This window comes from Rhodothermus bifroesti, assembly GCF_017908595.1.
GTDB classification, from domain to species: domain Bacteria; phylum Bacteroidota; class Rhodothermia; order Rhodothermales; family Rhodothermaceae; genus Rhodothermus; species Rhodothermus bifroesti.
In genome coordinates, this window is the sequence record NZ_JAGKTL010000003.1 from 1 (window position 1) to 14,577 (window position 14,577).

Sequence of the window (14,577 nt, forward strand, 5' to 3'; positions counted from 1 at the left end):
TTCTGGGGTGTTGCGGGAGATTTTGGTGTCGGAGGGGGAGACGGTAGCTGTGGGTACTGTCCTGGCCCGCATCGCTACGGAAGTAGAGGCCGAAGCTCCAACGCCTGCACCTACACCGCCCGCTTCTGAAGCAGCTTCGCTGGCAGAACGTGTGGAAGAACCCTCTCAGCCCAAACCTGCATCGGAGGCTGAAGAAGAGCTGGTTGAGGTTGTGATGCCCAAGATGGGCGAGAGCATTACGGAGGGGACGGTGGTGACGTGGTTGAAGCGGGTAGGGGATCGGGTGGAGGTGGACGAGCCGTTGTTGGAGATTGGTACGGACAAGGTGGATACGGAGGTGCCTTCTCCGGCTTCTGGGGTGTTGCGGGAGATTTTGGTGTCGGAGGGGGAGACGGTAGCTGTGGGTACTGTCCTGGCCCGCATCGCTATTGGCGCAGCGGTCGAAGAGACGCAAGCGCGTGCACCCAAAGCGCCGCAACGCACAGTTGCTTCCCAACCCTCCGCTCAGGCATCAGCACCCTCTGGTGATGGGGCTTCGGTCGCAACCCAGATTCCTCGCCGAGGCCCTGATGGCCGCTTCTATTCGCCCTTGGTGCGGTCTATTGCGCAAAAAGAAGGGCTTTCGCCACAGGAACTCGCCTCGATTCCAGGTAGCGGCCGGGAGGGGCGCCTAACCAAGCAGGACCTGCTCCAATACCTCGAGCAGCGCCGCCAGCAGGTGCGTCCGTCTGAGCCGGTAACGCCGCAACCCAAAGCTGCGCCGCAACCTGCCCCAGAAGTGGTGGCTGCAAGCGCTGAAGGCCGCATCGAAATCATCGAGATGGATCGGATGCGGCAGCTTATTGCCGAGCACATGATCCGCTCCAAGCGTACAGCTGCGCACGTTACCTCGTTTGCCGAAGTCGATGTCACCAATCTGGTTCGCGTGCGCGAGCGGAACAAGGAGCGTTTCCAGCAGCGTGAAGGTGTACCGCTTACGTACTTGCCTTTCTTTGTGCAGGCCGTGGTTGAAGCCTTGAAAGCCTATCCGCTTTTGAATGCCTCGGTCGAGGGTACGCGCATTCTGGTGAAAAAAGACTATCACATTGGGATTGCTGTGGCCCTGGGCACCACAGGCTTGGTGGTGCCGGTTATCCGCGATGCAGGCCAGAAGAACTTGGTCGGCTTGGCAAAAGCCATTGCTGACTTGACTTACCGGGCCCGTAATAAGCAGCTTCAACCCGACGAACTGCAAGGTGGCACGTTCACGATCACAAACGTCGGATCACTAGGCTCGCTGATGGGCACGCCGATCATTAACCAACCTCAGGTGGCCATTTTGGCTACTGGGGCCATCAAAAAACGCCCTGTAGTGATCGAACATCCGGAACTGGGCGACGTGATCGCCATCCGGCACATGATGTATCTCTCGCTTTCCTATGACCACCGCATTATTGACGGCGCACTGGGGGTTGCTTTCTTACAGAAGGTAGTGGACGTGCTGGAATCGATCCCTCCTGATTTGGAACTTTAAGGGGATACCCCATACTTGTTAACAGATCATTACATTTGTTCGGGTAGATTTCGTTCAATAAAGCGGTTAGCTCGACGTACGAAACCGCTGAGTGGTTGTTTGCGCGCATGGGAGAAGCTGAACGGCAGGCCGCGTGGCATCAGTTTGTGCAGCACCTGCCGGTGGCCGCTGCCTTGCTAGATCAAGGGTTACGCTATGTGACCGTTAGCCCGCGCTGGTGCCAGGACTTTGGGCTGGATGCCGTGCAGGTGGCTGGTAAGCCCTATACCGTCTTGTTTGATGACACCGAGGGCTACTGGCAGCAGGCTTTTCAACGTGTCCTCCAACACCGTACTACCGAAGGGGCTGACGAAGCGGTATTGCGTCGGCAAGACGGTCGAACGTTCTGGGTCCGATGGTGCGCTCAGCCCTGCCCGCTGTCGCATGAGGCAGCCTCAGGGTTGATTCTGGTTTTGGAAGATCAGACAGAAGCGCATCAGGCCCGTAAGGCGTTGGCGTCTTCACAACATCTCCTGTCTAGCTTGCTTAGTGGTTTGCTTGAAGGGGTGATGGCTTTGCAGCCCATCTATAACCTGGAAGGGGAAGTGGTTGATTTTGTTTGGCTGCTGGCTAACCCACGTGCCCACCTGTTGCTTGGGCAAACCGAAACGCTCGTGGGGCAACGGCTGCGTAAGGTGCTGCCGGGCCACCAGACGCTGGGGCTTTTTGCAGCCTATGCCCAGGTGGTGCGTACGGGAATACCTTTCCAGACCACCTTGTACTACGATCAAGATGGCATTCGTGCTTGGTTTCACCTCACAGCCACACCTTTGGAAGATGGGGTGGCTGTGATCTTTCGGGATGTCACCGAAGCCCTTCAAGCAGAGCAAGCGCTACGCGAACGCGAACGCCTATTCCGCCTGCTGGCCGAAAACATGACAGATTTGGTCGGACTGCATGATGCCGAAGGTCGCTTTGTCTATGTCAGCCCTTCGGCAGAGCGCATTACGGGCTATCCCCCAGAGGCTTTCATCGGCCAACATCTGGAAGCGTTTTGGCATCCTGAAGATCAAACCCGATGGGGAACGTTGCTGCAGCAGGTGCCTTCAGGAGAGCAGCCTGTTGCCCTGCTGCACCGCTTTCGCCATCAGAAAGGCCATTACATCTGGCTTGAGACGCATCTGAAAGCCATTCGCGATGAGAAAGGCCGCATTGTGCAATTGCAGACCAGCTCGCGCGATGTGACCGACCGGGTGCAGGCAGAGCAGGAACTAGCACAGCGTAACCGAGAGCTACAAGAGTTTGCCTACGTGGCCTCGCACGACCTACAAGAACCGTTGCGCAAGGTACGGGCATTTGCTGAGCTGCTCAAAGAAGAATATACGCCCTTACTTAACGAAGAAGGGCGCTACTATCTAGAGCGCATGCACGACGCCGCAACACGCATGTCGCGCTTGATCGAAGACCTGCTTACGCTGTCGCGTGTGACAACCCAGGGACGGCCTTTTGAACGGGTCGATCTTAAAGCCGTGTTGGACCAAGTGCTGGTCGATTTGGAAGTCAGCATCGCGGAAACAGGAGCCCGCGTGCATTGTGAAGGCCACTGGCCGGTTATTGAAGCTGACCCGACCCAAATGCGCCAACTCCTGCAAAATCTTATCGGCAATGCCCTTAAGTTTCGCCATGCCGATCGCAGGCCAGAAATCTGGCTGCGCGCGCGCATCGAGGCGGCCGCATCCGGCGGATCCCTTTGTTATCTTGAAGTTCAGGACAATGGTATTGGGTTTGACGAGAAGTATCTGGACCGTATCTTTTCGCCATTTCAACGGTTGCATAGCCGTGATCGGTATGCGGGTACGGGTATGGGACTGGCCATCTGCCGGCGTATTGTTGAGCGCCACCACGGTCAGCTGACGGCACGCAGCCGGCCGGGAGAAGGCGCTACGTTTTTGGTTATATTGCCGCTGCATCAACCTCCTATGGCTTCGTCTAGAAACCTGCCCGAATGAGTACTCCCGAGTCTGTTGTGATTCTCTTGGCCGATGATGACCCGGATGATCGGTTGCTGACCATTCGGGCCTTAAAACGTAGCCATTTGCGCAACGCCATCTATACCGTTGAGGATGGCCAAGAGCTTATGGACTACCTCTACCGCCGCGGTGCTTATGCCGATCCAGCACGCTCGCCCCGGCCAGGCTTGATTTTGCTGGACCTGAACATGCCGCGCAAAGACGGCCGAGAAGCACTGCAGGAAATCAAGTCTGATCCTATGTTGCGCCGCATTCCTGTTGTTGTGCTGACCACTTCGGACGCAGAGACCGATATTGTGCGCAGCTATGATCTGGGCGTTAATGCTTTTGTCACCAAGCCTGTTACGTTTGATGGACTGGTACGGGCACTGCAGGTGCTGGGCGACTTTTGGTTTGAAATTGTGCGCTTGCCCCCCCAAACGAACCTGCCATGACGACGCCACTCCCGTTGGACGTCTTACTAATTGAGGATGACGAGGAGGACTATCACATCGTGCGGCGGTTGCTAGCGCGGGCAACCACGATTCGCTGCACCTTGCAGTGGTGCGCTACTTACGAAGAGGCGCTGCAGACGCTACGCCAACGCCCCTTTGACGTTTGCCTGCTGGATTACCGGTTAGGATCTGAGGACGGATTAACCTTGCTGCGCACTATTCGTCGCGAGGGACTTGCGCTACCTGTGATTTTGCTTACCGGCCAGGGTGATGTGGCTGTCGATCTGGAGGCCATGGCTGCGGGGGCTTGGGACTATTTGGTCAAAGGCCAACTGGATGCCGCACAGCTTGAACGTTCAATCCGCTATGCTGTCGAGCGCTTTCGGGCTGAAGAGCGCATTCTGGAGCAAGCAATGCTACTGGATGCGGCGCGCGATGCCATCTTGGCTGTTGATCTAGAAGGACGTGTGGTCTATGCCAACAGCAGCGCCGAACGGCTTACTGGTGAGAGCGCTGCGCAACTGCTTGGCCAGCCCATCCAGGTAGTGTGCAAAGGGGTTGAGTCCTCTGTGCTCACAGCTGCCTTAACGCAGGTAGTAACTGAGGGAAGCTGGAATGGTGAGCTGCTCATGCGTGTTCAAGAGGGCGAAGACCGCTTGCTTGAAAGCCGTTGGACGCTGGTACGTGATGCCTATGGTCGGCCGCGTTCCGTGCTCATCCTCTATACCGACATCACCGAACGCCGTCTGCTGGAGCAACAGTTTTTGAGAGCGCAGCGCATGGAAAGTATTGGTCGCCTGGTAAGTGGTATGGCGCACGACCTGAACAACCTGTTTGTGCCTATTCTGCTTGGCGTGCGTATGCTGGAGCAAGACACCCTGGACTCCGACCGGCGCAAGCGTGCGCTGCACATGATTCAGCGAAGTGCCGAGCGTGGTGCTGACCTGGTCCGGCAAGTGCTAGCTTTTGCCCGGGGTATGGAAGGCGAGCGCGTGCCGCTCGACGTTCGCGCCTTGATGGAAGAAGTGGCCCAGTTGCTGCAAGAGACGTTTCCTCGGTCTATTCAGATCGAAACCCGCTTCGACGACCAGCTTTGGCCTATCCGGGGTGATGCAACCCAATTGCAGCAAGTGCTGATGAACTTGTGTGTCAATGCACGGGATGCCATGCCCGATGGGGGACGGCTGCTCTTGGCAGCGGAAAACGTGCAGCTCGATGCCCATTATGCACGCCGCATCTTAGAAGCCCGTCCGGGGCCCTACGTGTGTTTAGCAGTCAGCGATACGGGCATAGGTATTCCTGCGGATGTACTGGACAAAATCTTTGAGCCGTTTTTCACTACCAAACCCGTAGGGAAGGGCTCTGGGTTAGGCTTGTCCACGGCCTACAGCATTGTGCGCAGCCATGGCGGCTTTATTGAAGTTCACAGCGAGCCAGGCCATGGGGCTACCTTTCGCGTATATTTGCCAGCCGAGCCCGAGGCAGCAACAGCTCCTGTGGCGGTTTCTACCCCAGCTTTCCGCGGTCGGGGTGAAGGTGTCTTGCTGGTCGATGATGAGCCTTTTGTGCTCGAGGCAGCGCGGGAAGCTTTAGAACAATTAGGTTATCGGGTGTTTACGGCGACCAATGGTCACGAGGCTGTCCGTTGTCTGGAAGTTCACGCAGGAGAAATCCAGGTTATGGTTACGGATTTGGTGATGCCTGAAATGGATGGATTGGGACTGATTCGTTTGGTTCGCGAGCGCTGGCCAGCTTTGCCCGTCATTGCTTCCAGCGGATTGCACGGTGGTCGGGCTGAAGCAGCCCGGCAAATCGGCGCGCGCGCCTTCTTGCACAAGCCATACACGGTTGAAAAGCTAGGCGCATTGTTGCACGAGGTGTTGCATGCAAGGTCATAAAAAAATACGGCCGCTTTAAGCAAAGCGGCCGCACATGGGTCTATGGCGAAGGAGGTGGGCGTTTACCCTTTGCTTTTGTCGCCTTTTTCTTTGTCGGGGGGGAGCTGTCCGTCGGGTGAAGGGAAAAACCCGCGGCGTGGCGTTAGGACGTTATCGACCAGGCCATATTTTTGCGCTTCAAAAGCGCCCATCCAATAGTCGCGATCCACGTCTTTGGCGATCTGTTCTTTGGACTGGCCGGTGTGGTAGGCAAGAATTTCGTTGAGGCGTTCTCTCATCTTGAGAATCTCGCGGGCGTGAATTTCAATATCCGTGGCTTGTCCTTGCACGCCTGTCATCCACGGCTGGTGGATCATGATGCGGGAGTTGGGGAGGGCTGCCCGCTTGCCCTTAACCCCAGCAGCCAGCAGCACCGCCCCCATCGAAGCTGCTAGCCCTACGCAGATGGTGGCCACTGGAGGCGCAACGTATTGCATGGTGTCGTAGACCGCTAAGCCGCTATCAATTGAGCCTCCAGGCGAGTTAATATAGATGTTGATATCCCGCTCGGTGTCTTCGCTAGCTAAATACAGCAGCTGCGCTACAACCAGGTTAGCGATTTGGTCATTAATAGGCGTGCCGATAATGACAATTCGTTCCTTGAGCAAACGGCTGAAAATGTCGTAGGCGCGCTCACCGCGTGTGGTTTGCTCAATCACGATCGGCACTAGGGCGCCTACTGGGTAGCTTTGAAACGGCCCGCTGTAGATATCAGAAGGCAGCGTTAAGCTGCGAGAGAATTTAAGAAAGTCCTCTACAATCCGCCGGTCGGACATGGTCGGCTAAGGCAATCGGGTTAGCAAAAACGTCCTGCGCGGACAGGCAGGCGGTGCTACCGGGTTAATTCGCTTTGGGTTCCTGCACGCCGCGTCTTTCGGTATTCCAGGTAGGCCTGGCGGTCTAAGTTTTCTAAGCGGAACTGGGTGCTGAGCGTGTCGAAAACCTTACGGGTTAGCAGCCGATGGCGCACTTGTTCCATTAGACCAGGTACCGAAGCGTAGAATTGGCGCAGGGCGTTGGGGTCAAAGCCGCTGTCGGCTGCGGCTTGCTCGGCAAAGAAGGCGTCGAGGTCTTCGTCGGTAACGTGGAGCTGGAAGGTCTCCACAACTTTATCGAAAATAAACATCCAACGGGCTTCTTGTTCTGCCAATGCCCGGTTGGTATGGCGAAAGGCGGTTTCGTCGAACCCTTCAGGCAGGCGGCCGCGGTTGCGCTGGCGTACGTCCTCCACAAATTGGTCCAGCACCATCTCGACAGCTGACTCCGGTACGGGAATAGGATGGAGGGCCAGCATGCGGTCCATAATTTCCTGCTCTAGGAGCTCACGTGCCTGACGATCCCAACGGGCTTGCAACTCACGGCGCAGAAGCTCGCGCAGCCCGGCTTCGTCCTGTGCAGCGCCACGGGTGATTTTTTCGATAAACGCTGCGTCCAGCTCCGGCAGCGCTCGTCGTTTGGCTTCGCGGACGTGCACTTCATACCGGTGGGTATGGGCGCCACCTGCTTCGTCCCCATGGGACAGTTCGACACGCAGCGTGTCGCCGGCTTTTTTGCCCAAAAGCGCCTGTCGGAGTTCAGCTTTGAGGCGCGGGTCATCCAAGAAAAACGCGACGTCTTCTTCTTTTTCGCCAATGATCGGCATGCCAGTGGCGTCGTCCAAGCGCTGCAGATCCACCCGGGCAAAGTCGTCGGCTGTCAGACCAGCATCTTGGGGCAGGTCCACCAGCGGGGCTTCTTCTTTGCGTAGGCGATGAATGGCCTCTTCGATCTCCTCGTCGGTGACCTGGTGCACCAAGTGCGGGAGTGACTCTTCAGAAAGCGGCTTGAGGTCAAACTGAGGCCGCACGCCAAAGCGCAAAACGGCATGCAGGTCGGCATCCGGCTTGTAGTCTAGGCGCAGGATGCGGGGGCGTCCGACAACACGATAGGTGCCAGGTTTGAGCACAGCCGTTTCGAGCGCTTCGCGTATTTTGCGTTCAGCGAGCTCTATGGCAACCTCATCGCCATAGCGTTGCTTGATCAGCGAAAGGGGAGCTTTGCCAGGCCGGAATCCCTTAAGCTGAACCCGATTGCGCAGTTGGCGCAGCAGTCGGTCCAGTTCTGGCTGCAGTTCTTCGGCAGGAATATGGAGCGTGAGTTCGTATTCGACCGAGCTGATCTCTTTGATTTCCGTATGCATTGCTTACGTGGGCTGAGGCCTGAGTACATGAAAAAACGCCGCTCTATAGCGCGGCGGGTTAGGCAGAGAGCCCTTTAAAGCAGGCTCCAAGCCGTGGGTTCCGGTTTAGAAGTCCAGCCCTACCGATAGGTAAAAGTGGCGGTTCCCAAAGCGACGGCCATCAAACGGCCAGGCAAAATCAAAGCGTAGCGGGAAGCCTAGGAGGATCGTGCGGAGCCCTATGCCTGTGGCAACGCGTAGGTCGTCCAACACCTGTTGTCCTTCAGTGGTACGACGAAAGAAAGTTAGGCGGCGGTTGGAAGGGCTGCCCCAGACTGTACCGACGTCTAAAAAGGCGGTGCCTTGCAAGTTGTAGAGGGGTAAAACGGGAAGTGGGCCTGGCAGCAGGGCTGCAATTAAGGGGAAGCGAAACTCGGCGTTCAGGAGGCCAAAGTAGGGCCCATTGAGCGTGTTAATGGCCGTTGCCCGCAAGGGCAAGACAGGAGTGGCGAAAACAAAGTCGGTCAGGTCTTCGATAGGGAAGCTATCAAAGTGTCGGTTAATCCAATTTTGAACGCCAGCAGAGTAAAAAAGCTGTGGTGTTGGGCCGAACGATGCCCCTCCGGCCAGGCGGACCGCCAGGCTGTAGAGCCCTCGCCCAAAGGACGTGTAGGTGCGTGCATCGGCCAGCAGCGTTAGGAATTGGATCTGGCGGCCGGCAACCAGATTGCCAGGACTGCCCGAGAGTTGCACCGCCAGCCGATGTCCGCCAATGGGTGCTAGCAGACCCGGCACGCTCACGTCTCGCGTGTAGGTTATTGCTGGATAGAGCAGCGAGCGCGTTAGCGGTGGGCGCTCAGGATTACCAATATCGGTTTGATTGACGCCCATGAGCGCCACATCGAGGTCAAAGCGCTCAAACTTATTGAAGGGGTAGCTGGCTTCCAGATTCAGCCCGTAGTGGCGATAGCGGTAGAGGGTGCGAAGGGTATAGTCGGGCAAAAGACGGGCGATATGGTAGACGGCTACCGTCCAGTCGGTACGCCGAGGAAGGTAACTGTAGGCTATCACGTAGTCTGAATTCCGCAAGTCGACCAGCAGGTTGGTCGCTACCCAGAAGCGGTGGTTACCTAACATGTCGCTGAAGAGAATCTCTGTCACGCTCTGTACTCCATAGAGCATGTCGTACCCTGCGGCACCGTAGACCAAGTCGGGCGTGAAGTAAAGTCGATAGCGACGAGGTTGGTAGCGACCATTTTCGTCGCGGTTGTTCTCAGGCGTAAAAGGATCGGTAACCGTTCGGTAACCCCTATGGCGATGGCTGGCTTCATCAAAAGCCGAGCTAAAGACGTAGTTGCGAAAGTCTACGCGCGACAGGCTGTAGGCGGTCAAGGAGTCCGTTGCCGAAGCCGCATTGCCCGAAGCATGTTGGTCTGTCGTAGCCATCAGGGTTTCCTGGGCGGGTAGGGGAAACGTTGGCAGGGGGGTGTTGGCTGCGCGTAAGAAGGGATTACGTTGCCGCAACGTAGCCGAAGCCACTGCCAGTGCTGGGGCAGGCGGGGTAGCTTGGCGCAGCTTGCGTTGCGCCCATACCGTAGGCGCCAGCGTGTCGCGCTCTCCCTTTCGCTCAAAGGGATCCTTGATCAAATAGATTGAAGGAATGCCTTCGCGCAGGCTGACAACAGCGGCCTTGCGGCCATCGGCCGAGAGCGACAGTTGCTGAATGCCCACCACCAGGTCGGTTAGTGGCCGCTCTGCACCTGTACGCAGGTCTTTTTCGTAGAGGTTGGGGATGCCATTGCGGTCTGAGATGAACAAGAGGCGGTTTGGGTCGCTGCCAAAGCGGCCGCTGCGTTCATCCCAGCGCTCATGATGGGTAAGGCGCTCGAGGCGCACTGGGTCCAGATGCAGCAAATAGAGGTCGTAGCCCCGTTCGACCTGTGCCATAAGGGCATGGGGATTGCTAGGTTGCTGGCCAGGAGTTAGCTGATCGCCTCGGTCACTGTGGAAAACCAGTGCTTTGCCGTCTGGCCGCCAAGCAGGCTCATGGTCGCTAAAGACATCGTTGGTGTAGTTGATCACCTGGCCGGTGTGCAGGTCCAGTACGTAGATATCGCTTTGCGCTTTGCTTGTAGCCGAAAAAGCAATGCAGCGACCGTCGGGGCTCCAGGCCAGCGAGAGTATCTGCTCAACGCCAGGAATGCGGTGGTGTGTTTTTCGTCCTGTTTCTACATCAAGAATGGCAATCGCGTCTGATGGGCCACTTTTTACTGCCAGCGCAAGGAAGCGACCGTCGGGACTCCAGCTCAGGCCAGGGGTAAGAATACGCAAGCTTTCAAAGTCAGGGCTTGTTTGGCCCGCAACCAAGCGGCGCAGGATTTTCCCGTCGGTAGCACTGGCAAGGTATACGTCAAATAGACCGTTACGGGTGGTAATAAAAGCCAAACGATCGCCTTGTGGCGTTAGGGCCGGGCTGGTGTTGTAATAGCCAGCATTGCGGGCGGTAAGTAACGGCCGTCCAATGTCATCAAGCTGCTCGCGCGCTGTAAGTTCAGGATAGTAGATTTCGCGCAAGGCCTGCTGCCAGCGCTCCGAGAGTTCCGCGAGCGATAGCCCCGTAGCCTGCCGAAAGCCGGTCTCGACGGAGTGCGTCAGCCGCACACGCTGCAGAATTTCGGCGATCTTTTCGCGGCCGTATTGGGTGGCAATATAGTCCCAAACGCTCTGACCACCTCGGTAAGCAAAATAACCCGAAAGATACGGTATAGGCGCCAGGCGATCGTTCAAAATCGCCTCGCGCACATACATATCAGACTGCGCATCCCAACCTAAGGCAGCGTATTCAGCTAGACCTTCGTTGAACCAGAGTGGCAGCACCAGTTGCAGGTTGTTTTGTAAAATGGCTTGAAGCGAACCGCCGTAGAACATGTCGTTTAGCACGGCGTGGACCAGCTCGTGGTGGACTACGCGGCGGTAGTCTCGGTAGTCGCCCATGAAGGGAACAGCAATCCGATTCTTAAAAAGCTCGGTTACGCCGCCAATGCCTTCGCTGTAATCGGGCAAATCGACAGCATTGGTGACGCTAAAGGCGTTGTGACTCGGATAGACGAGAATAGCAATGCGCTGAGAAAGTTCATACTGCAGCAAGGAAACCAGTTCCGCATAGGCCGCTTCAGCCGCCTCGGCTGTAAAAGTGGCCAGCTCGTAGCCTCCTTCGTAGTAGTAGATGTCAAAGTGCCGCGATTGGATGTAGTACCACGTTGGCGTGTGGTAGTGAACGCGGTTTTTGCCAAAGCGGAAGTATTGCGCCTCTGCTTGGGGCAGCGTCAGCAGGAGCAAAGCCAATCCCGCAACCCAGCCGGTCCGCATGGCAGTGATGCGCATTTTGACAAAACAAGCTCCTATCCTTGTAGGAAAGGCGGACCGTTAAGTTCCGTTGAAGGCTTACTTAGGCCATACGCAGCCAGTGTAAGATTTCCCTAAAGGAAGGCTTTTGGCCGTACATTAGGATGCCAATGCGGTAAATGCGGGCACTGATCCAAATCGCCCCAATGAATGCGCCGACGAGCAGGCCATAGGCCAATAGTCCTTCCCACCACGGTACACCCCCTACGGCCAAACGCGCCACCATTAGAATAGGTGAAAAAAACGGCACCAGCGAAAGAACAACCGAAAGCGAGGCCTGCGGGCTTTCGATCACATAGGGCATAAAAAGTACAGGAATCACGATAAGCAGTGTCAGCGGCAGCATCAGGCCTTGGGCATCTTGCTGCTGGTCTACGGCCGAGCCTATGGCAGCAAACAGACTCGCATAGAGCAAGTAGCCGCTGATGAAAAATAAGATGAACCAGACGATAAGCAAGGGATCTAGTGCCGGCAGGCTGAGATGGGCGGTTTGCAGCACTTCTTCTGTAGAAGCAGTGAGGCCGAGCTGGGAAGACTGGGTGCGTAGCAAATGCGTCAGCAGCGGGCCAGCAGCCGCAGTCCCAGCCAAAAGCAGCAGCCCCCACAAGAGAAATTGCAGCAGGCCTAATGCGCCAATGCCCAGCACTTTGCCCATCATCAAGTGAAGTGGACGGACCGAAGAAATCATCAATTCAACCACCCGGCTTGCTTTTTCGTCGATTACACCCTGCAGCACTACGCTGCCGTAGGCCAGTGTAGCACCGTAGATGAGAAAAGCCATAATGTAGCCAACAATCGAGTAAAACGCCGTACCGTCGGCTTCGGCACCGGTTGAAGAAAGGCGGTACAGGCGCAGGGGTACTTCGGCGCGTAATACAGTCACAAGCTCAGGGGGGACCTGAAGTTTCGCCAAGCGGGCTTCTTCGACGGATTTGTTGAGCAAGCGCTCCAGTTGCATTTGGAAGCTCAGGCCTAGACTGCTCTGGGCATACAGTTCGGCACTGCCACTGCCCTCCAGGAGCGAAGCAGGCAGTAAGAGATAGCCGTCGTAGCGTCCTGCCCGCACAGCAGCCTGAAGCGTGTCGGTCGGTAGCGTGACGGCCTCCAGGTGCAGCGTAGCTGGTGCCTGTGCTTGCATGCGTGAAAAAAGCTCTCCGCTCAGGTCTACAACAGCTAAATGACGCACCTCAGCACGGGTGCTGAGGTAGCTGACTACAGGAGGTACCAAAAGCAGGGCCAGCAAAAAGATCGGCGCCAATAGCGTGGTGAGCAGAAACATGCGGGTACGCACGCGCCGCACAAATTCGCTTTGCAGAATAGTCCAGATTTTATCCATGGCGCGGGCTCAGCTTGTAGCGTTGCGGACTAAGTGCTTAAAGATTTCCGAAAGTGGCGGCTCGGTGACCTCGAAGCGGTACAATTCGGGCACATGGGCCAGCGCTGTCTCCAGAATTTGGCGTGGTGAAGTGCCGTTGAGCAGTTCGATTTCGGCACGGTGGTGGCTTTGCGCAAGCAGACGAATACGCTGCTGACGAGCCAGCGCACTTAAAAACGTGCCGTCGCCATCAAATTCCAGGACCACCGTGTTGCGTCCAAAGCGCTGCTTGATCTCGCGTAGGGGGCCTGCCGTTAGGATGCGTCCTTGGGCGATCAAGCAAATGTCGTCGCACAGCTGCTCGACCTGTTCCATGCGATGCGAGGCAAAAAGAATCGTGCGGCCCGCATCTTTGAACTCAGCAATGATCTGCTGCAGCAGGTCGGCATTCAGCGGATCCAAACCGCTAAACGGCTCATCAAGGATCAACAGGCGCGGCTGGTGCAGTACGGCAGCGATAAACTGCAATTTTTGCTGCATCCCTTTGGAAAGTGCCTCGGTTTTATGGGCACGCCAGCGGTCAAGGCCAAGGCGCTCGAGCCAGTAGCGGGCCTGCCGGTGGGCTTCGGCGGACGATAGCCCTTTGAGCCGTCCCAAATAGACCAGTTGCTCTTCCACGTAGAGCTTGCGGTAGAGTCCCCGTTCCTCAGGCAAATAACCCATGAGCGCTTGGCTCCAAGCGCCGACAGGCCGACCTTCAAACAGAATGCGGCCTTCATTAGGCAGTAAAATGGCCGCAATCATGCGTAAGGTGGTTGTTTTGCCCGCCCCATTCGGACCTAAAAGCCCTAAAATGCGCCCAGGCTGAGCCGTGAAGGAGACCTGCTGAACCGCTACGGTTGCCCCGTAGCGTTTGGTGACGTGGTCGACGACAAGCATAATGCTGCGTGTAAACCCTAAAAACAATCCCAAGATACGGAAACGACGCGTTCAAGTTACAGCAATGGGAGTGTAGCAGGGGGAATGGGGACCAAATATTCTTGAGAAAGTACGTCTTCGTGCACGCCAAACTGTCCTGTGCCTCGGAAGTCGACCGCTACATACGAACCTACAACGCGCTTGACTTCGCCGATGCCATAGTAAAGCGGCATCGGGCCATAGTAGACCAACTGGCCTTCCTGAAGTGGTTTTTTGTTGCGTGCCCGGCGATGATACGCAGGCACCACCGGAAGAAGCTCCAGGCGATAGGGACTAATGCGGCGCTGATTTTGCGCAGTTTCGCGTATTGGCTTCTTACTCATAGCACCGTAGTATAGGCTACGGTCCGACTCGTTTCAACGCGAAGGCTCCAGCAGGAGTTCAAAGAAACCTGTTCGCACAATTTTATGTTAACTTGGATGGCAACTGGCCGCCAGTGATCCTAATTTAGGAACGACAAGCCTTTCTTGACAGCGGCTTAAGGGCCGCGCCTCACCATGTGTCTAAGCAGCGGTAAACAGGAAACATGACGTATTATCGGGAAAAGATGATCGATCGTCAGGTTGGGCGGAATGCGGAGCTGTTTGCGCAGGCAATTGCCCAACTGGAAACGCCGGAGAAGCGGTATCCCTATTTGCGCATTTTGGTTAGCCTCATCGAGCAGGCGCATCCGGAGTGGAACCAGGCTCCAAATAAAGATCGGCAGATTGCCCAGCTCATTTACCTTATGAGCAAGGGACAGCTGAATATGGACGAGGTGGCGGAGGTGGTGCGCGTTCGCGACGAAGAGCGGGGCTTTTTTTATGACGGGGAGCGGGCGCGCTGAGC

The 14,577-nt window shown here is 56.5% G+C and carries 11 protein-coding genes; 5 read left to right on the plus strand and 6 right to left on the minus strand.

Features of this window, described 5'->3' with window-relative positions:
- From sucB to J8E65_RS06915, 4 genes are all read left to right on the plus strand, one after another.
- Positions 1 to 1,513, plus strand: a 1,513-nt coding sequence (sucB, locus tag J8E65_RS06900) for a 2-oxoglutarate dehydrogenase, E2 component, dihydrolipoamide succinyltransferase (protein WP_210374966.1), incomplete at its 5' end; no start/stop codon positions are given.
- Between the two features lie 107 nt (positions 1,514 to 1,620).
- Positions 1,621 to 3,501: a PAS domain S-box protein gene (locus J8E65_RS06905; protein ID WP_210374968.1), complete on the plus strand. Its 1,881-nt coding sequence runs from the start codon at positions 1,621 to 1,623 to the stop codon at positions 3,499 to 3,501.
- Positions 3,498 to 3,956, plus strand: coding sequence for a response regulator (locus J8E65_RS06910; RefSeq protein WP_210374974.1), 459 nt, complete (start codon positions 3,498 to 3,500; stop codon positions 3,954 to 3,956). Before J8E65_RS06905 ends, J8E65_RS06910 begins: the two co-directional genes overlap by 4 nt.
- On the plus strand, positions 3,953 to 5,854 hold the full coding sequence (locus J8E65_RS06915; RefSeq protein ID WP_210374975.1) for a hybrid sensor histidine kinase/response regulator: 1,902 nt from the start codon (positions 3,953 to 3,955) through the stop codon (positions 5,852 to 5,854). The genes J8E65_RS06910 and J8E65_RS06915 overlap by 4 nt, the downstream gene beginning before the upstream one ends.
- Before the next feature lie 62 nt (positions 5,855 to 5,916).
- Here the strand turns inward: J8E65_RS06915 and clpP are convergent, their stop codons facing one another.
- The 6 genes from clpP to J8E65_RS06945 all read right to left on the minus strand — a co-directional run bounded on the left by clpP (position 5,917) and on the right by J8E65_RS06945 (position 14,072).
- Positions 5,917 to 6,669, minus strand: a complete 753-nt coding sequence (gene clpP, locus J8E65_RS06920; protein ID WP_210374977.1) for an ATP-dependent Clp endopeptidase proteolytic subunit ClpP — start codon at positions 6,667 to 6,669, stop codon at positions 5,917 to 5,919.
- A 56-nt stretch (positions 6,670 to 6,725) separates the two neighbouring features.
- A complete protein-coding gene (gene tig, locus J8E65_RS06925; protein ID WP_210374983.1) occupies positions 6,726 to 8,072 on the minus strand; it encodes a trigger factor in 1,347 nt (448 codons plus the stop codon).
- Positions 8,073 to 8,177: 105 nt separating this feature from the next.
- Entirely contained in the window at positions 8,178 to 11,420 is a 3,243-nt protein-coding gene (locus tag J8E65_RS06930; protein ID WP_210374985.1) for a peptidase MA family metallohydrolase, read from the minus strand.
- Between the two features lie 79 nt (positions 11,421 to 11,499).
- The gene (locus J8E65_RS06935) at positions 11,500 to 12,792 is read right to left on the minus strand and encodes an ABC transporter permease (RefSeq protein ID WP_210374987.1); all 1,293 of its coding nucleotides are present in this window, start codon (positions 12,790 to 12,792) and stop codon (positions 11,500 to 11,502) included.
- A gap of 9 nt (positions 12,793 to 12,801) precedes the next feature.
- Entirely contained in the window at positions 12,802 to 13,710 is a 909-nt protein-coding gene (locus tag J8E65_RS06940) for an ABC transporter ATP-binding protein (RefSeq protein ID WP_210374989.1), read from the minus strand.
- Between the two features lie 56 nt (positions 13,711 to 13,766).
- The gene (locus J8E65_RS06945) at positions 13,767 to 14,072 is read right to left on the minus strand and encodes a hypothetical protein (protein WP_210374991.1); all 306 of its coding nucleotides are present in this window, start codon (positions 14,070 to 14,072) and stop codon (positions 13,767 to 13,769) included.
- 203 nt (positions 14,073 to 14,275) lie between these two features.
- Here J8E65_RS06945 and J8E65_RS06950 point away from each other — a divergent pair, with 203 nt between their 5' ends.
- The gene (locus tag J8E65_RS06950; protein ID WP_210374993.1) at positions 14,276 to 14,575 is read left to right on the plus strand and encodes a DUF4290 domain-containing protein; all 300 of its coding nucleotides are present in this window, start codon (positions 14,276 to 14,278) and stop codon (positions 14,573 to 14,575) included.
- The last annotated feature ends 2 nt before the right edge of the window (positions 14,576 to 14,577 follow it).